General features: G+C 67.1%; 13 protein-coding genes. 2 read left to right on the forward strand and 11 right to left on the reverse strand.

The annotated features are described in order from the left end of the window. Nucleotides 1-37: 37 nt before the first annotated feature. The gene (locus ABL838_RS05055; protein WP_418124512.1) at nucleotides 38-940 is read left to right on the forward strand and encodes a carbohydrate kinase family protein; all 903 of its coding nucleotides are present in this window, start codon (nucleotides 38-40) and stop codon (nucleotides 938-940) included. 100 nt (nucleotides 941-1,040) lie between these two features. Here the strand turns inward: ABL838_RS05055 and ABL838_RS05060 are convergent, their stop codons facing one another. From ABL838_RS05060 to ABL838_RS05095, 8 genes are all read right to left on the reverse strand, one after another. Continuing rightward, nucleotides 1,041-1,550, reverse strand: a complete 510-nt coding sequence (locus ABL838_RS05060) for a histone H1-like DNA-binding protein (RefSeq protein ID WP_019656794.1) — start codon at nucleotides 1,548-1,550, stop codon at nucleotides 1,041-1,043. Nucleotides 1,551-1,746: 196 nt separating this feature from the next. Continuing rightward, nucleotides 1,747-3,006: a ribonucleotide-diphosphate reductase subunit beta gene (locus tag ABL838_RS05065; protein ID WP_418124513.1), complete on the reverse strand. Its 1,260-nt coding sequence runs from the start codon at nucleotides 3,004-3,006 to the stop codon at nucleotides 1,747-1,749. 191 nt (nucleotides 3,007-3,197) lie between these two features. Continuing rightward, nucleotides 3,198-6,122 carry a ribonucleoside-diphosphate reductase subunit alpha gene (locus ABL838_RS05070; protein WP_184634770.1) on the reverse strand — a complete coding sequence of 975 codons (2,925 nt, stop codon included), beginning with the start codon at nucleotides 6,120-6,122 and terminating at the stop codon, nucleotides 3,198-3,200. Between the two features lie 349 nt (nucleotides 6,123-6,471). Continuing rightward, nucleotides 6,472-7,083, reverse strand: a complete 612-nt coding sequence (ampD, locus tag ABL838_RS05075; RefSeq protein ID WP_418124514.1) for a 1,6-anhydro-N-acetylmuramyl-L-alanine amidase AmpD — start codon at nucleotides 7,081-7,083, stop codon at nucleotides 6,472-6,474. After that, the gene (locus ABL838_RS05080) at nucleotides 7,070-8,644 is read right to left on the reverse strand and encodes a sigma-54-dependent transcriptional regulator (RefSeq protein WP_418124516.1); all 1,575 of its coding nucleotides are present in this window, start codon (nucleotides 8,642-8,644) and stop codon (nucleotides 7,070-7,072) included. Before ABL838_RS05080 ends, ampD begins: the two co-directional genes overlap by 14 nt. A gap of 5 nt (nucleotides 8,645-8,649) precedes the next feature. Then, complete coding sequence (locus tag ABL838_RS05085; RefSeq protein WP_418124517.1) at nucleotides 8,650-10,347, reverse strand: two-component system sensor histidine kinase NtrB; 1,698 nt, start codon at nucleotides 10,345-10,347, stop codon at nucleotides 8,650-8,652. Further along, nucleotides 10,344-10,604: a PP0621 family protein gene (locus ABL838_RS05090; RefSeq protein ID WP_184634778.1), complete on the reverse strand. Its 261-nt coding sequence runs from the start codon at nucleotides 10,602-10,604 to the stop codon at nucleotides 10,344-10,346. The genes ABL838_RS05085 and ABL838_RS05090 overlap by 4 nt, the downstream gene beginning before the upstream one ends. A 1-nt stretch (nucleotide 10,605) precedes the next feature. Then, nucleotides 10,606-11,421, reverse strand: coding sequence for a cytochrome C assembly family protein (locus ABL838_RS05095; RefSeq protein ID WP_126021374.1), 816 nt, complete (start codon nucleotides 11,419-11,421; stop codon nucleotides 10,606-10,608). A 115-nt stretch (nucleotides 11,422-11,536) separates the two neighbouring features. On the opposite strand from ABL838_RS05095, the gene ffh reads away from it, so the two are divergent. Continuing rightward, the gene (gene ffh / locus ABL838_RS05100) at nucleotides 11,537-12,925 is read left to right on the forward strand and encodes a signal recognition particle protein (RefSeq protein WP_184634780.1); all 1,389 of its coding nucleotides are present in this window, start codon (nucleotides 11,537-11,539) and stop codon (nucleotides 12,923-12,925) included. Nucleotides 12,926-12,994: 69 nt separating this feature from the next. Here the strand turns inward: ffh and ABL838_RS05105 are convergent, their stop codons facing one another. The 3 genes from ABL838_RS05105 to mdoH form a co-directional block, all read right to left on the reverse strand. After that, a complete protein-coding gene (locus tag ABL838_RS05105; protein ID WP_418124518.1) occupies nucleotides 12,995-14,134 on the reverse strand; it encodes an AAA family ATPase in 1,140 nt (379 codons plus the stop codon). Then, nucleotides 14,131-15,030, reverse strand: a complete 900-nt coding sequence (locus ABL838_RS05110; RefSeq protein WP_418124519.1) for an RNA ligase family protein — start codon at nucleotides 15,028-15,030, stop codon at nucleotides 14,131-14,133. Before ABL838_RS05110 ends, ABL838_RS05105 begins: the two co-directional genes overlap by 4 nt. Before the next feature lie 298 nt (nucleotides 15,031-15,328). After that, a complete protein-coding gene (mdoH, locus tag ABL838_RS05115) occupies nucleotides 15,329-17,341 on the reverse strand; it encodes a glucans biosynthesis glucosyltransferase MdoH (protein ID WP_418124520.1) in 2,013 nt (670 codons plus the stop codon). Nucleotides 17,342-17,476 lie beyond the last annotated feature (135 nt).

A 17,476-nucleotide genomic window follows, 5' to 3' on the forward strand; every position in this document is an offset into this window, starting at 1 on the left:
CGCTTTCATCCACCACTCAACACACCAACGGCTAACCATGGCAGCAGTGATTTGCGGTTCCCTCGCATTCGACACCATCATGACTTTCGAGGGGCGGTTCGCCGACCAGATCCTCCCTGATCAACTGCACATCCTCAATGTGTCGTTCCTGGTGCCGACGCTACGCCGCGACTTCGGCGGCTGCGCGGGCAACATCGCCTACAGCCTCAATGCGCTAGGCGGCGCGGCGCTGCCGATGGCCACGCTGGGCAGCGACGGCGCCACGTACCTCGAGCGCATGCGCTCGCTGGGCATCAGCACGGAGTTCGTGCGCCAGCTCGACGACACCTTCACCGCGCAGGCGATGATCATGAGCGACGTCGACAACAACCAGATCACCGCCTTCCACCCCGGCGCGATGCAGCAGGCGCACGTCACCAAGGTGGCTGCGCGCGAGGACATCAAACTCGGCATCATCGCCCCCGATGGCCGCGACGCGATGCTGCAGCACGCTGAGCAGTTCGCCGCAGCGGGCATCCCGTTCGTGTTCGATCCGGGCCAGGGCCTGCCGATGTTCGACGGCGAGGCGCTGCGCCATTTCGTCGATCTGGCGAGCTGGGTGGTGGTGAACGATTACGAAGGAAAGATGCTGTCGCAGCGCACCGGTTGGAGCCTTGCGGAGATCTCCAGGCGCGTGCGCGGCCTCGTGGTCACGCTGGCGGCCGAGGGCTGCGAGATCTGGACCGATGGCGAGCGCGAGCACGTGCCGGGCGTGGTGGCCACCGAGGTGGTCGAGCCCACGGGTTGCGGCGACGCATGGCGTGGCGCGCTGCTCTTCGGTCTGGAAAAGGGCTGGCCGCTCGCACAGTGCGCGGCGCTGGGCAACAAGGTCGGCGCGATCAAGATTGCGCAGCGTGGCCCGCAGAACTACGAGATCGATCGCAAGGCGCTGGGCGTCTGATCTTCTCTTTGAGAGAGCGCCTGGAAGGGCGATAGGGGCGATAAAAAAAGCCCGGCACCGTGAGGTGCCGGGCTTTTTGCCTTCAAGGCCGCTGAGAAACTCAGGGCTTGCTGGCCGTGGGGAACGGCCAGGCTGCCTGGGGGTTCAGCGTCGTTTGCGCAGCAGGGGCAGGCGCTACGGCGGCAGCCTTGGCAGGAGCAGCGGCCTTGGGAGCCTTCTTCGCAGCAGGCTTCTTGGCAGCAGGCTTTTTCGCGGCTTTCTTGGCCGCAGCCTTTTTGGCAGGGGCCTTCTTGGCAGCAGCCTTCTTCGCAGGCGCCTTCTTGGCAGCGGCCTTCTTCGCCGGGGCCTTCTTGGCAGCAGCCTTCTTCGCAGGCGCCTTCTTCGCTACGGCCTTCTTGGCAGGAGCCTTCTTGGCAGCGGCCTTCTTCGCCGGTGCTGCCTTCTTCGCTGCTACCTTCTTTGCCGGAGCCTTCTTGGCCGCGACCTTCTTGGCCGGTGCCTTCTTGGCGGCTACCTTCTTGGCAGGAGCCTTCTTGGCGGCGACGGCCTTCTTAGCCGGAGCCTTCTTTGCAGCGGCTTTCTTAGCCGGAGCTTTCTTTGCAGTTGCCATTTCTATTTCTCCTTGATCAAGTTGAAAAAATCAACCTATTGAAGCACTCCACGCACGTTGGGTAACGTGAAGCGATTCATGGTGTTGGAATCTTTGCTCCAGCACCATGAACACCTGAGCCCTCGTCCATGCCGCGCTCTTCGGCGCGATCGGTGGCAAGGGCAATTCTTGAATTCATTAATTCTTTTCGAAAGATTCAATCCCAGGAGAGCGCACCACCCGACTGGTATTCGATCACGCGGGTTTCGAAGAAATTGCGCTCTTTCTTCAGGTCAATCATTTCGCTCATCCACGGGAACGGATTTTCTTCGTTCGGGAAGAGCGTTTCGAGGCCGATCTGCTGTGCACGCCGGTTGGCGATGTAGCGCAGGTAGCCCTTGAACATGGAGGCGTTCATGCCGAGCACGCCACGGGGCATGGTGTCTTCGGCGTATCTGTATTCGAGCTCGACGGCGCGCAGGAAGAGCGCCTTGATCTCCGCCTTGAACTCCGCCGTCCAGAGGCCGGGGTTCTCGAGCTTGAGCTGGTTGATCAGGTCGATGCCGAAATTGCAGTGCATCGACTCGTCGCGCAGGATGTACTGGTACTGCTCGGCGGCGCCGGTCATCTTGTTCTGGCGGCCCAGCGCGAGAATCTGCGTGAAGCCGACGTAGAAGAAGAGGCCTTCCATCAGGCAGGCGAACACGATGAGCGACTTGAGCAGCTTCTGGTCGGCCTCGGGCGTGCCGGTGTGGAAGTTGGGGTCGCTGATGGCGTCGATGAACGGGATCAGGAACTGGTCCTTCTCGCGGATCGACGGCACTTCGTTGTAGGCGTTGAAGATCTCGCTCTCGTCCAGGCCGAGCGACTCGACGATGTACTGGTACGCGTGCGTGTGGATCGCTTCCTCGAAAGCCTGGCGCAGCAGGAACTGGCGGCATTCGGGCGCCGTGATGTGGCGGTAGGTGCCCAGCACGATGTTGTTGGCGGCCAGCGAGTCGGCGGTCACGAAGAAGCCGAGGTTGCGCTTGACGATGCGGCGCTCGTCTTCGCTCAGGCCGTTCGGATCTTTCCAGAGCGCGATGTCGCGCGTCATGTTCACTTCCTGCGGCATCCAGTGGTTGGCGCAGGTGGCGAGGTACTTCTCCCACGCCCACTTGTACTTGAACGGCACCAGCTGGTTGACGTCGGTCTGGCCGTTGATGATGCGCTTGTCCGAAGCCTTGACGCGCTGGGTGGATTGGGCGGCGACTGCGGGCGTTGATGCTGCAGGAGCGGCGGTGGCAACCGGGCGCACCTGCGCGCCGTCATCGAGCGTGCTGAAGGTGCGGAGGGCGGGTTGCGCGACGGAAGACGAAGCCGGAGCGTCCACCGAACGGCCTGCGGGCAATCCGCCGGTCGATGCGTTGTGGTGCTGCAAACCTTGTTGCATATCCTTTGGTAAGGAGGGCTTGACTTCTTCGTCCCAGGTCAACATAGAAAAATCCAATGCTCAAATTATCGGAGTAACGATGTGAGTTGCAAAGTGCTCGTTCACATCGCACGCCATTTATGTGGTTGTTATGTTGCTCGCATGCATCGCGCGATGTCAGTCAATGCCTTGATTGATTGAACGTCGCGCGATTTCGCGAGCACCTCACTGAGTTGTTGTCGCGAGCACCGAAGCGTTTATTGGCACGCTTCGCAGGTCGGATCGTCCACGCCGCAGAACGCGATGTCGGTGGCGGGAATCGCGCTCATCTGCGCCTTTGCCGCAGCAGCAGCGGCTTCGAGCGCGCTCATGCCGGAGGAAGAAGTCGCTTCGCCGTTGCCCGACGACACCGCGTTGAGGCGGCCCGACTGCACCGTCGACTTCTCTGCGTGCGTCGCGCTCTGCGTGCGCAGGTAGTACGTGGTCTTCAGGCCGCGCAGCCATGCGAGCTTGTAGGTGTCGTCGAGCTTCTTGCCCGATGCGCCGGCCATGTAGATGTTCAGCGACTGCGCCTGGTCGATCCACTTCTGGCGACGCGCTGCGGCTTCCACCAGCCACGTGGTCTCGATCTCGAACGCGGTGGCGTAGAGCGCCTTCACGTCCTGCGGCACGCGGTCGATGGGGCGCAGCGAACCGTCGAAGTGCTTCAGGTCCATCACCATCACGTCGTCCCACAGGCCCAGGCGCTTGAGGTCGCGCACCAGGTAGTGGTTGATCACGGTGAATTCGCCCGACAGGTTCGACTTGACCGAGAGGTTGCCGAAGCAGGGCTCGATCGAGGCGTCCACGCCGATGATGTTCGAGATGGTCGCGGTCGGAGCAATCGCCACGCAGTTCGAGTTGCGCATGCCGTCGGCCTTGATCTTCGAGCGCAGCGCGTCCCAGTCGAGGGTGGCCGAGCGGTCGACCTCGACGTAGCCGCCGCGCTGCTTCTCGAGCAGGTCGAGCGAGTCGATCGGCAGCACGCCCTTGTCCCACAGCGAACCCTTGTAGCTCGAGTACTTGCCGCGTTCCTTGGCCAGCTCGGTCGAGGCCCAGTAGGCGTGGTAGCAGATGGCTTCCATCGACTCGTCGGCGAACTGCACGGCTTCCTGCGAGGCGTAGGGAATGCGCAGTTCGTACAGCGCGTCCTGGAAGCCCATCAGGCCCAGGCCGACCGGACGGTGGCGCAGGTTCGAGTCGCGCGCCTTCTTCACGGCGTAGTAGTTGATGTCGATCACGTTGTCGAGCATGCGCATCGCGGTCGACACGGTCTTCTTCAGCTTCTCCTGGTCGACCTTGCCGTCCTTCAGGTGCTGCAGCAGGTTCACCGAACCCAGGTTGCACACGGCGGTTTCGGTGTCGCTGGTGTTCAGCGTGATCTCGGTGCACAGGTTCGACGAGTGCACGACGCCGGCGTGCTGCTGCGGCGAGCGCACGTTGCAGGCATCCTTGAACGTGATCCAGGGGTGGCCAGTCTCGAACAGCATCGTGAGCATCTTGCGCCACAGGTCGGTCGCCTGGATGGTGCGGCTCGGCTTGATCTCGCCGCGGGCAGCCTTCTCTTCGTAGGCGACGTAGGCCTTCTCGAACTCGGCGCCGAACAGGTCGTGCAGGTCGGGCACGTTGGAGGGCGAGAACAGCGTCCAGGTGCCCTTTTCCATCACGCGGCGCATGAACAGGTCGGGGATCCAGTTGGCGGTGTTCATGTCGTGCGTGCGGCGGCGGTCGTCGCCGGTGTTCTTGCGCAGCTCCAGGAACTCCTCGATGTCGAGGTGCCAGGTTTCGAGGTAGGTGCAGACGGCGCCCTTGCGCTTGCCGCCCTGGTTCACGGCCACGGCCGTGTCGTTCACCACCTTCAGGAAGGGCACCACGCCCTGCGATTCGCCGTTCGTGCCCTTGATGTGGCTGCCGAGCGCGCGAACGCGGGTCCAGTCGTTGCCCAGGCCGCCGGCGAACTTCGACAGCAGCGCGTTTTCCTTGATCGACTCATAGATGCCGTCCAGGTCGTCGGGCACGGTGGTCAGGTAGCAGCTCGACAGCTGCGAGCGCAGCGTGCCGGCGTTGAACAGCGTGGGCGTGCTCGACATGAAGTCGAACGACGACAGCACCTCGTAGAACTCGATGGCGCGCGCTTCGCGGTCGATCTCGTTGAGCGACAGGCCCATGGCCACGCGCATGAAGAAGGCCTGCGGCAGCTCGATGCGGGTCTTGCGCACGTGCAGGAAGTAGCGGTCGTACAGGGTCTGCAGGCCGAGGTAGTCGAACTGGTTGTCGCGCTCGGGCTTCAGGGCCGCGCCCAGGCGGGGCAGGTCGTACTGCAGCAGCTTCTCGTCGAGCAGGTCGTTGTCCACGCCCTTCTTGATGAACTGCGGGAAGTAGTCGGCGTAGGCGGATGCGCGTTCGGCGGGCAGCACTTCGCGGCCGATGATCTCCTTGAAGATCGTGTGCAGCAGCAGGCGTGCGGTGGCGAAGGTGTAGTCGGGGTCTTTTTCGATCAGCGTACGGGCCGCCAGGATCGAGGCCTTGTAGACCTCGTCGAGCGGCACGCCGTCGTACAGGTTGCGCATCGTCTCGGCGACGATGGGAGCGGCCGTGATGCTGTCGCCCAGGCCTTCGCAGGCCGACTCGATCAGGCTCTTGAGCTCGTTCAGGTCGAGCGCGACCAGCTCGCCCTTGTCCAGCACGTGCAGCGCGGGAGCGGCCGGCACTTCCTGCTCGCCCTGCTTCGAGCGCTCCTGCGTGCGGCGTTCGCGGTACAGCACGTAGGCGCGGGCGATCTCATGGTGGCCGCCGCGCATCAGGCCGAGCTCGACCTGGTCCTGCACGTCCTCGATGTGGAAGGTGCCGCCGCCCGGACGCGAACGCACCAGCGCGCGGATCACGCCCTGCGTGAGCGTGTCGACCGTCTCGCGCACGCTGGCCGATGCCGCGCCCTGCGTGCCGTGCACGGCCAGGAAGGCCTTCATCATCGCGATGGCGATCTTGTTCGGCTCGAAGGGAACGACGGCGCCGTTGCGGCGGATGATCTGGTAGTGGGCCAGGTTCTGGCCGGCGGGGGAGCCAGCAGTGTCTCGCTGCTGCTGCGACGGCGTGGAGGGGATGGCACGCGGGGTCGATTGGGGGTTCAGGGCTGTTTGCATTCGCTTCCTCTCAGTTGGCAATTCTTGTTGGATGGCGGCACCTGGCCCGGCGCCGCACCGGTGTACGGTACCGGACGGGGGACACTATATCTAGGGTGCACGGGGCGTACAACCCACTAGATGTAGCGTTTTCCAATGGATACAAGGATTGCCGGTATTACTTCCGCAATAGAACACCTGCAAAGATGCCCCATGAATACTGGCCTATGGTCCTGCAACCCGCATGGGCCGTGGCTTGCAGGCCGATTTGGGCCTGGAGGGCGCATGGTTGCTGCATCGCGCGTTTGAAAGATTCTCTTTGCTGCGGCGCATGAGCGTCGCATCGCAAGCCGCCGCGCGATTGAAAAAATTAGCGCCGGATCACCTGCTCGGGAAACATCTGTGGATTCCAGCCGAGCTGTTCGCGCAGCAGGCGCCAGTCGAAGCCGGCGCCCGGGTCCTGCTTGCGCCCCGGCGCGACGTGCTCGTGGCCGGCGATGTGCCCGACCGGAAAATGCTGCGCGATGGCGGCGCACAGGCTCGCGAGCGTCTCGTATTGAGGCTCCTCGAAGGGCTGGCCTTCCAGGCCCTCCAGCTCGATGCCGATGGAGTAGTCGTTGCAGTTTTCGCGGCCGCGCCAGGACGACACGCCCGCATGCCAGGCGCGGTCGTCGCAGCTCACGAACTGCCAGAGTTCGCCGTTGCGCCGCACGTAGAAATGCGACGAAACCTCCAGCCCGCGTAGGGCCTGGAAGTAGGGGTGCGCGTCCCAGTCGAGCCGGTTGGTGAAAAGCCGCTGCACCTCGTCGCCGCCGTACTCGCCGGGCGGCAGGCTGATCGAGTGCAGCACGATGAGGTCGATCTGCGCGCCCTGCGGCCGGGGCCCGAAGTTGGGAGAGGGCAGGGCTTTCGCGAAGCGGTACCAGCCGGCCCGCCAGAGTGCGTCGCCAGACGCCGGGGGGGCTTCTTCAGTCGTCGGCATGGCTGCTGTTCGCACCATCGTCGCCGTTGGGCGTGGTGATGCCCAGTCGCGCGATGCGGTAGCGGATCTGGCGCAGGCTCATGCCCAGCCGGGCGGCGGCGGCAGTGCGGTTGAAGCCGCTCTCGTGCAGCGCGCGCACGAGGATCTCGCGCTCCTGCTGGTCGAGGTAGGCCTGCAGGTCGGAGGGCAGCGGCGGCGGCGCGGCCCTGGGCGGTGCCACCACGGGCGCACTCGGCGCCGGTGCTGGCACGGCAAGCGCATCGGCACCGACGGGCGACAGCGGGGCTGGCGCGGAGGACGCGGCAGCTTCGGCCGCGGCCGTGAAGCCGCCCATCAGATCCAGATGCAGCTCGTCGCCGTCGTTCAGCGCCACCGCGCGGTGCAGCAGGTTCTCGAGCTCGCGCACGTTGCCGTTCAGCGGATGCTGCGCGAGGCGGCGCAGCAGTTCGTCAGACAGGTGCGGCACCGGCAGCCCGCCGTCTTGTGCGATGCGCGAAAGCAGCGCCTTGCACAGCGCGGGCAGGTCCTCGCGGCGGTCGCGCAATGCGGGCACCGCGATCTCGATCACGTTGAGGCGGTAGAAGAGGTCTTGCCGGAAGCGGCCTGCCTGCACTTCGGAGTGCAGGTCCTTGTGGGTGGCGCTGACGATGCGCACGTCGACGGCTTCTTCCTGCGTCGAGCCGATCGAGCGCACGCTGCGCTCCTGGATCGCGCGCAACAGCTTCGACTGCATCGCCAGCGGCAGGTCGCCGATTTCGTCGAGGAACAGCGTGCCGCCGCGCGCGGCCTGGAAGTAGCCGTCGCGATCCTGCGAGGATCCGGTGTACGAGCCCTTCTTCGCCCCGAAGAACTCGGCCTCGAGCAGGTTCTCGGGAATCGCGCCGCAGTTCACCGCGACGAAGGGCCCTTCGCTGCGCTGGCTGCAGGCATGCACCGCGCGCGCGACCAGTTCCTTGCCGGTGCCCGATTCGCCGCGCACCAGCACCGGCGCCATGCCCCGCGCCACCTTGGCGATGCGTGACTTGACCAGCCGCATCGGCTCCGATTCGCCCACCAGCCGGTCGAGCGCGGCGATGCCGGTGCCGGACGTAGGCGCCGCCTCTGCTTCGGCCCTGTTGCTTCCAGCGGGCGTCGCCTGCACAGGCTTGGCCAGCGGCTGCGGCGTCGTCCGCGCCTGCACGGCGGAAGCCACCACCGCGCGGAACTGCTTGAGGTCGACCGGCTTCGTGAGGTAGTCGAAGGCGCCGGCCTTCAGCGCCTCCACCGCGTTCTCGGCGGAGCCGTAGGCGGTCATCACCACGCAGCGCTCGCTGCGCTGATTCTTCTGGATGCGGTGGATGATTTCCATGCCCTGCCCGTCGGGCAGCCGCATGTCGGTGATCACCGCGTCGAAGCGCGCGGCCTCCAGGTGCTGCCAGGCTTCCGACACGCTGCCCGCCGCCTCGACGCGATAGCCCTCGCGCAGCAGCGTCAGCTCGTACAGCGTGCGCAGATCGGGCTCGTCGTCGATGACCAGGATCTGCGCCGGCCGCTGGGTGGAAGAAGAGGGGGAGTTGCTCACGGGCGCTATTGTGTCAGCCGGTTTTCGCTGGGGGCGAAGCTGACGAAGAATTCGTTGCCCTCGGGCCCGCCCGGCACCAGCGCGCGGCGCTCGTAGCCGATGGTGGCGCCGTGCCGCCGGCACAGCTCGCGGCACAGGAAAAGGCCCAGGCCGCTGGAGCGGCTCTCCGAGGAGAAGAACGGCTCGAACAGGTGCCGCTGCACCGCCGGTTCGAGCGGTGCGCCGTCGCTCCACACCATCAGGCTCGGGCGGCTGGTGCCGCTGCGCTGCAGCGCGGTCAGCACCTGGATCGAGCCCTCGCGCGTGCCGGCGTAGCGCGAGGCGTTGTCCAGCAGGTTCACGATCAGCCGGCGCAGGTGCTCGGCATCGAAGCGCACCTCGCTGGCGGGCGCGTCGAACGACATGAGCACGCCCTTGCGCTGCGTCTGGCGCACCCATTCCTCGGCCAGCACCTGCACCGCAGGGTCGAGCACCAGCTGCTCGCCGAGCGAGAGCACGCGCTGCTGGCGCGCGCGGGAAACGTCGAGCACGTCGTCCACGATGCGCGCCAGGCGCTGCGCGTTGTGCTGCACCATGCTCGTCAGCTTGCGGTGCGCGGGGTCGGTCAGGTCTTCGTTGAGCAGCGCGCTGGCCTGCGTGATGGCGGCCAGCGGGTTGCGGATCTCGTGCGCCACGGCGGCCGACATGCGGCCCATGGCCGCCAGCTTCTCGGTGCGGATGCGGGCCTCGAGCTCGCGCAGGTCCTGCAGGAACATCACGCACAGGCTGTCCGCGCGCTTCTCGCTGGCGGGCGTGAGGCGAGTGCGCACGCGCACCTCGCGCGCCGCGCCGCGCGCCTGCGCCACCGGAATTTCCTCCGTCTGCGGCGCCCGGCGCGCGAAGGTCTGGCGGGCCAGCGCGGCCAGTGCGTGCCAGGCCGGCTGCGCATGCAGCGGGAAGGGCAGCGTCAGCCTGGCCAGGCCCTGGCCGAGGATGGCGTCGGCCGCTGGGTTGGCCGCATGCACCAGGCCCTCGGCGTCGATCACCAGCACGCCTTCGCTCAGCGTCTCGATCACCAGGTCGTTGACCTGCGCCTGCATCTGCGCGCTGCTGCGGTTGCGCTGCGCCACCGCTTCCTCGCGCGCCAGCCGGCGGGCCATCTCGTGCGCGAGCAGCGCCACCACGAAGAATCCGGTGCCGGTGAGCGCCGCCTGCACGAAGCGCGGCGACGAATCGGCTGAATGCTGCAGCCAGTGCCAGCCCGCGTCGGCCAGCAGCAGCAGCGTGACGGTGGCAGTGGTGCCCAGGCTCACGATCATGGTGCCCAGCACCGCGCTCATGAGCACCGGCAGCGCGAACAGCGGCGTGTAGTTGACGTTGCCGCCCTGCAGCACCTGCAAGGCGGCGAAGGCCGCCAGGTCGATGCCGATGGTCATCAGCCACGACGCGGCGAAGCCCCGGATCGGCGGCTGGAAGCGCGAGTAGCGCATGCCCAGCCACGTCGCGGCCAGGTACAGCGCCGAGACGGCGATGGCCGCCGTCTGCATGGTCTGGCCGATCGCGAACGCCACGCCCTGCAGCAGCACCAGCACCAGCGCGACGAAGCAGCGCGCGCCCATGAAGCCGCGCCAGAGGCGGCCCAGCGCCGAGCTCTCGGCCGGGCCCTGGTCGAGCACGTCCCAGTCGGTGACCGGCTCGCCGCGCGACCACAGGGGCGTGCTCATTGCTGCGTGGCGGCTTCGCGGTGCGCGGTGCTGCAGTAGACCGCGCCGCCGGGGCCGGCGATGGCATCGGTCGCCGGCAGGTGCAGGCCGCAATGGGCGCAGCGCACCATGGCCTGCGGCTGGCTGGCGGCCGTGCGCTGCTGTTGCCGTGCCTTGGCCGCGCGCTCGCGCATGGCGTCGTGCATTTCTTCGCGCCGGTTCTTGCGCCAGAGCCAGATCGCGACCCAGAGCACCGCGAGGACGAGGAGGTATTTCATTTCAGACGGGGGGGCGCGCGAGAACCACTTCGAGCACGAAGCGCGAGCCGACGTAGGCCAGCAGCAGCAGCGCCGAGCCGGCATAGAGCACGCGGCGCGCGGTCCGTCCGCGCCAGCCGAAGCGGGCGCGGCCGATCAGCAGGATCGCGAAGCTGATCCAGGCGAGCACCGAGAAGATGGTCTTGTGGTCCCATTTCCAGGCACGGCCGGCGGCGCCGTACAGCTGCTCGCTGAACAGCAGGCCCGCCAGCAGCGTGGCCGACAGCAGCACGAAGCCGGCGGTGACGAAGCGGAAGGTGAGCCGCTCGAGCGTGAGCAGCGGCACGCCGCCTTGCGGTTCCACGGCCGCGGCCAGGCGGATCTGCTTCTCTGCGCGGGTGATGAGCCAGGCGTGCACCACCGCGGCGCCGAAAAGGCCGTACGAGGCGATGCCCAGCGCCAGATGCAGCGGCAGCCACGGCGAGGCCGTCACGTGCAGCGGCGTGCCGGGAAACAGGATGGCCAGCAGCACCGCGGCCGCGCCCAGCCAGGCGAGCGCGCGACGCACCTTCAGTTGCGGATACATGCGGCTTTCGACCGCGTAGACAGTGAGCACCAGCCAGGCCGTGACCGACAGCGCGGGCGCGAAACCGAAGCGCGGTTCGCTGCCGACGAGACCATGGGCGAGAGCGGCGGCGTGCAGCAGCCATGCGATCCCGAGCGTCCATTGGGTCGATTGGCGGCTGAATCTGGCGCCGGCGGCGGCGACAAAACCGTAGGCAACCGCGGTGGCGATGCCCAGAGCCACGCCGAGCGGGGAGGGGATCGCTAAAATCATCGGCCGGAGTTTAGCGTCTCGCTATTGCGTTCCCGGCGCCCGGCTTCAAGTTCTTTCCCGTCTCCCAGGCTTCTCATCCGGCCCGCGCCATAGCGGGCAGCAAGGCATCCCCCTCATGGCCACCGCCCTCACAGAAAAGTTCTCCCGCCTCGTCAAGACGATGAGCGGTCAGGCCCGCATCACCGAAAGCAACGTGCAGGACATGCTGCGCGAGGTGCGCATGGCGCTGCTGGAAGCCGACGTGGCCCTGCCCGTCGTGCGCGATTTCGTCGCCCGCGTGAAGGAGAAGGCGCTCGGCCAGGAAGTGCTGGGCTCGCTCAAGCCGGGCCAGGCGCTGGTGGGCATCGTCAACCGCGAGCTCGCCGCCACCATGGGCGAGGGCGTTTCCGACATCAACCTCGCGGCCCAGCCGCCGGCGGTGATCCTGATGGCCGGCCTGCAGGGCGCCGGCAAGACCACCACCACCGCCAAGCTGGCCAAGCACCTGATCGAGAAGCGCAAGAAGAAGGTGCTCACCGTGTCGGGCGACGTGTATCGCCCCGCCGCCATCGAGCAGCTCAAGACCGTCACCAGGCAGGCCGGCGCCGAGTGGTTCCCCAGCACGCCCGACCAGAAGCCGCTGGACATCGCGCGCGCCGCGCTCGACCACGCCAGGCGCCACTATTTCGACGTGCTGCTGGTCGACACGGCCGGCCGCCTGGCCATCGACGAAGTGCTGATGGCCGAGATCAAGCAGCTGCACGCCGCGCTCGACCCGGTCGAAACCCTGTTCGTGGTCGACGCCATGCAGGGCCAGGACGCAGTCAATACCGCCAAGGCCTTCAAGGAAGCGCTGCCGCTCACCGGCATCATCCTGACCAAGACCGACGGCGATTCACGCGGCGGCGCGGCGCTGTCGGTGCGGCAGGTGACGGGCGTGCCGATCAAGTTCGCGGGCGTGAGCGAGAAGATCGACGGCCTGGAGGTGTTCGACGCCGAACGCCACGCCGGCCGCATCCTGGGCATGGGCGACATCGTGGCGCTGGTCGAGCAGGTCACGGCCGGCGTCGACGTGGCGGCGGCGCAGAAGCTCGCCGCCAAGGTCAAGAGCGGCGCGGGCTTCGACCTCAACGACTTCCTCGGCCAGCTGCAGCAGATGAAGCAGATGGGCGGCCTCTCCAGCCTGATGGACAAGCTGCCCACGCAGATGGCCGCCAAGGCCAGCGAGGCCGACCTGAGCCGCGCCGAGCGCGACATTCGCCGCAAGGAAGGCATCATCAACAGCATGACTCCGCTGGAACGGCGCAAGCCCGAGCTGCTGAAGGCCACGCGCAAGCGCCGCATCGCGGCCGGTGCCGGCGTGCAGGTCCAGGAAGTGAACCGCCTGCTCAACGAGTTCGAGCAGATGCAGGGAATGATGAAGAAGATGAAGGGCGGCGGCCTCATGAAGATGATGAAGCGCATGGGCGGCATGAAGGGCCTGGGCGGAATGGGCGGCCCCGGCGGGCCGAAGCTGCCGTTCTGAGCGGACGCCGCACGCACACATACATATAGAAGAAGGCCCGCCGAGATGAACCGGCGGGCCTTCTGCTTTTCAGGTCTGGACCTCGTAGACCGTCTTGTGCGCCTCCACCGGCGCCGGCAGCTCCCAGCGATGCAGCATGCGCTCGATGCCCGCGTTCGACAGCGTGGTGTCGCGCTCGCGGTTGCGGCGCATCAGCTCCGCGTGCGGCGCTTCCAGGTACACCAGCTCGATGTGCGCGTGGTAGGCCCACAGCAGGTCGAGCGTCTTGGTGCGCATCTGCTGGCTCAGGTGCGTGGCGTTCCAGACGAAGCGCTCCTGCCTGCGCAGCAGCGCCTTCGCCTGGTCGACCGCGTGGTGCGCGGCGAGGCCGTCGTTCTCGCCGTGCTTCAGGCCGAGCTCGGCGCGGGCATCGTCGAAGGACACCACCGGCCAGCCCTTGCGGTGCTGCGCCACCCAGTGGTTCTTGCCGCTGGCGGGCAGGCCGCACATCACCGTCACCTGCGATCCGGCGTTCTGGAACAGCGGGTAGTCGGGGCTGGTGTCGGCGCCGCGGAAGTAGGCCAGGCGCGTGTGGGCGTCGGCCATCTTCCGAGGGCCTTCCCAGCAGCCTTCCTCCTGCGCCAGTTGCTCGAAGAGCGCGATGTCGGCCATGCTGTCCGCGCGCTTCTCGTAGTGGCGCCCGAGCATGTCGCAGCGCGCCACGCAGCACAGGTCGGGCAGGCTCAGCTCCCACGAGAGCTTGTGAACCAGCCACTCCGGCCGCACGCCCTTGCGCGAGGCGAAGGCGTGGAATGGCAGCTGGTGCACCGCGATGATCCGGCACACCGCCTCGCGCAGCGCGAAAGGCACGCGAGCCTTCCACATCAGCACGCGCACGTCGACCGCGCCCCGGCGCGAGTGGCCCGGCTGGCCGATGCGGCCGCTGGCCTCGTCGATCACCGTGGTGTCGGGCTTGGCGATGTCGTGCAGCATGCAGGCCATGAACAGCACGAAGCGGCCGTCGGCATCGGCGCGGCGGTAGTGCTCGTCCTGCATCAGGGCGTCGAGCACCATGCGCGTGTGGATGCCGACGTTGCCTTCGGCGTGGTAGTACGGGTCCTGCGGCGTCTCTTCGAGGCGCAGCAGGGCCGGCAGCAGATCGCAGCATTGCGCCCAGTCGGTGTCCTTGCCGGGCTCGGGCACCAGGGCGCGCAGGTCGTCGAAGTTCATCGCTTTCTCCCCGTGGTCGTCAGTTCGGCCGGATCGCGCAATGTGCGCAGGCCCAGGTCCTGCCATGTCAGCTGCGGCGTCGGCGCGTAGAGGTCCACGCCCGGCGCGAGCTGGTTGGGCAGTACCGGCCGTCGGCTGTGGTGCGAGCCCGAGTCGAGGATGGTCTGGACGAAGTCCGGGCGCACCCATTTGTAGCGGCCCGTCACCTGGTCGTTGGACTCGGTCTTGAGGTACAGGCCCTCGGCGAGATCGGACAGGTCGGTCTGCTGCCGAACCAGATCGAGCGGCTGGCCTTCCTGTGCCACCGCAGCTTCGAAGGCGGGCCTCCAGCTTGCGCTGCGTGCCAGCGAGGGCCGCACGAGCGCCTGCAATGCCTTCGCGCTGCGTGGCATTTCGCCTTCGTAGAGCACGGGCACCGGCAGCACCGGGCTGCCTTCGAGCAGCGCATGCCGCGCCGGCGTCGACAGGAAGCACTGCGACTGCCGGTCGTAGATGTCGAACTCCAGGAAGAAGGCCGGCAGCCGGTCGTACCAGCAGCTGTGCTTGGCGAAGCACCATTCGCCGTACATCACGTAGCGGTCTTCGAGCCGCTCCAGCAGCGCCGCTTCATGCGCGGCGGCCCAGTGCTTGAACAGGTTGAACTGCCGCTCGCCGGCGCCGCCCGCGAGGTAGTGGCCGCGCGACTGCAGCAGCAGCTCTCCGGCGGACGTGAACGACACGGCTGCATTGGCGCCGTCGAGCTTTTCCTCGATGACGACGTGCATGCCTTGCAGTTCCGACAGCGGCGCCTGGCCGTCGTCGCTGTCGCCGGCCTGCAGCCGGGAGCCTTCCAGATGCGCAGTACGCGGGTACTTGAGCAGCGGGATCGATGAAAGAGAAGAAGAGAGGGGAAACACGTTTGTTCTCCGGTTGGAACCAGGAAGAACCGACAACGTGCGGGAGCGAAGCTGGAAAGCTGGAAGAAGCGGATTGCGGTCAGCGGAAAGCGCAGCTTGGCGCCCGACATGACTGGCAATGAAGCGGCGTTGTCGGCGTCAGAGGGTGATGACGGCGAGACGGGGCACTTGGCGCTCCTGTGGATCGAGGGGGATTCGTGGGTGGATGAAAAAAGAGTCGGCGATTCTAGCGATATGCGCGCCATGAAAAAAGCCGGCGCAGTGGCCGGCTTCTTTCGGAGGTTGGAGCTTCAGCGCATCAGGCCGTCGCGAGAGCTGCCGGACGCGCCAGGCGCAGCGCGTGCATCCATGCACGGCGCAGCACGGCCGGCGAGCGCGATTCCTCGGGAATCAGCAGGTAGCCGCGGTCGCGCAGCGTGGTGCCCAGCGCGATCTGGCTGGTCAGCACGGTCAGCGGGATCGCCAGCAGCAGCGGCAGGCCGACGGGCATGAGCCAGACCAGCGCGCTCGGGTCGATCATGGCGACGCCTGCGGCCAGCATCGCGATCACCAGCGTCATGGGCGCAAGCTGCGAGGCAGCGACCTTCCACGGCACGGCGGCGGCTTCACGCGGGGGCGACTTCCAGTCGAGCTTGATGCCGGTGAGGGCGACCAGCACGAAGAGCGAATGAGCCAGCATGCGCACCGGTGCCTGCACGATCGCCAGGCCGGCTTCCATCACCGAGCTCTTCACCAGGCCCCAGAGGCCACCGTACTGGCGCTGCTCGCCGCGCATCAGCACGGCGGCGATGCCCAGCACGCGCGGCAGGAACAGCAGGCACAGGGTCCAGACCCACAGGCCGGCCAGTTCGGCGGGCAGCACGCTCCAGCTGGAGACCAGGCTCGAGCCGCTCAGCCACAGGGCCGTGCCCAGCGTCAGGAACGCGAGCCACAGCGGGGCCGAGACGTAAGCCATGGTGCCGGTCACGAACATCGCGCGGTGCACGGAGTGGATGCCGGGTTCGGCCATCAGGCGGGCGTTCTGCAGGTTGCCCTGGCACCAGCGGCGGTCGCGCTGGAGTTCGGCCAGCAGGTCCGGCGGTTGCTGTTCGTAGCTGCCGACCAGGTCCGACACCAGCCACACGTGGTAGCCGGCGCGGCGCATCAGGGCGGCTTCGACGAAGTCGTGCGACATGATGCCGCCCGACATGCCGCCGGTGCCCTTGATCGGGGCCAGCGCGCAGTGCTTCATGAAGGGCTCGACGCGGATGATCGCGTTGTGGCCCCAGTAGTGCGACTCGCCCAGCTGCCAGAACTGCATGCCCAGCGTGAACAGGCGGCCGGTGACGCGCGAAGCGAACTGCTGAGCGCGGGCGTGCAGCGTGACGTGGCCGATGGCCTGCGTCGCGGTCTGGATGATGCCGGCGGTGGGGTTGGCTTCCATCAGCTTGACCATCGAGGTCAGGCAGTCGCCGCTCATCACCGAGTCGGCGTCGAGCACGACCATGTAGCGGTAGTCCTTGCCCCAGCGGCGGCAGAAGTCGGCGACGTTGCCGGCCTTGCGGTGCGTGCGGCGGGTGCGCAGGCGGTAGTAGACCTCGACCTGCGGCTGGTTGGGGCTCTCGGCCAGCGCGGCGCGCAGGTCTTCCCAGGCGGCGCGCTCGGCGGCGGCGGTCTCGGGGTTGTAGCTGTCGGACAGCACGAACACGTCGAACTGCCTGGCGTGGCCGGTGGCCGCGACCGATTCGCAGGTGGCGCGCAGGCCGGCGAACACGGTGGCCACGTCCTCGTTGCAGATCGGCATGATGATCGCGGTGCGTGCCTCGGGGTTCATCGGGTGGTGGGCCACCTGCTTCGCCGAGAGGGAGTATTTGTCACCGCGCACGGAAACGTAGAAGCCCATGAGCGCGGTCACGAAGCCGGTCACGACCCAGCCCGAGAGCAGGCCGTACAGGCCGATCTGGCCGTATTCGAGCCAGAGGTTGTCGTAGTCGGGCTGCACGCTGGCGAAGAGCGAGGACGCGATCACGGTGCTCAGCAGCGTGAGCATCATGAAGGCGAAGCGGCGGCGGGCGGCGGCGCGCTGCCAGGGCTGCTTCGTTTCGTTGACGGGGTGAGCGCCGGCTTCGGCGTCACGGCCCGCGCCGAGCTTGACCAGCGCGGCGGTGCCGAGGCTGTTCCAGAAACCGCGCCAAGGACGCGGCGTCATGGAGCCGCGGTTGACCGGCGGAGCGGTGACGGAGTTGGGATGGCGTTCTTCGCGAACCTGGCTGCGGCGCGAGAAATCGGTGTCGGCCAGCACGTTCAGTTGGGAGAAGTCGTTCGGCTTCATGCGGTTTACCAACGTTGCTTGTCGAGGGAGGGGGTGTCGCCAATGGCCGGAAGGCGCTTGAAGACACAGTCGGAGGAGGCGCCGCCGGCGCTTGCGAGCGCGGCCAGCGAATGGCCCGCGGCACGGGGCCGCGAG

Source organism: Variovorax sp. 160MFSha2.1 (genome assembly GCF_048305075.1).
Taxonomy (GTDB): domain Bacteria; phylum Pseudomonadota; class Gammaproteobacteria; order Burkholderiales; family Burkholderiaceae_C; genus Variovorax; species Variovorax guangxiensis.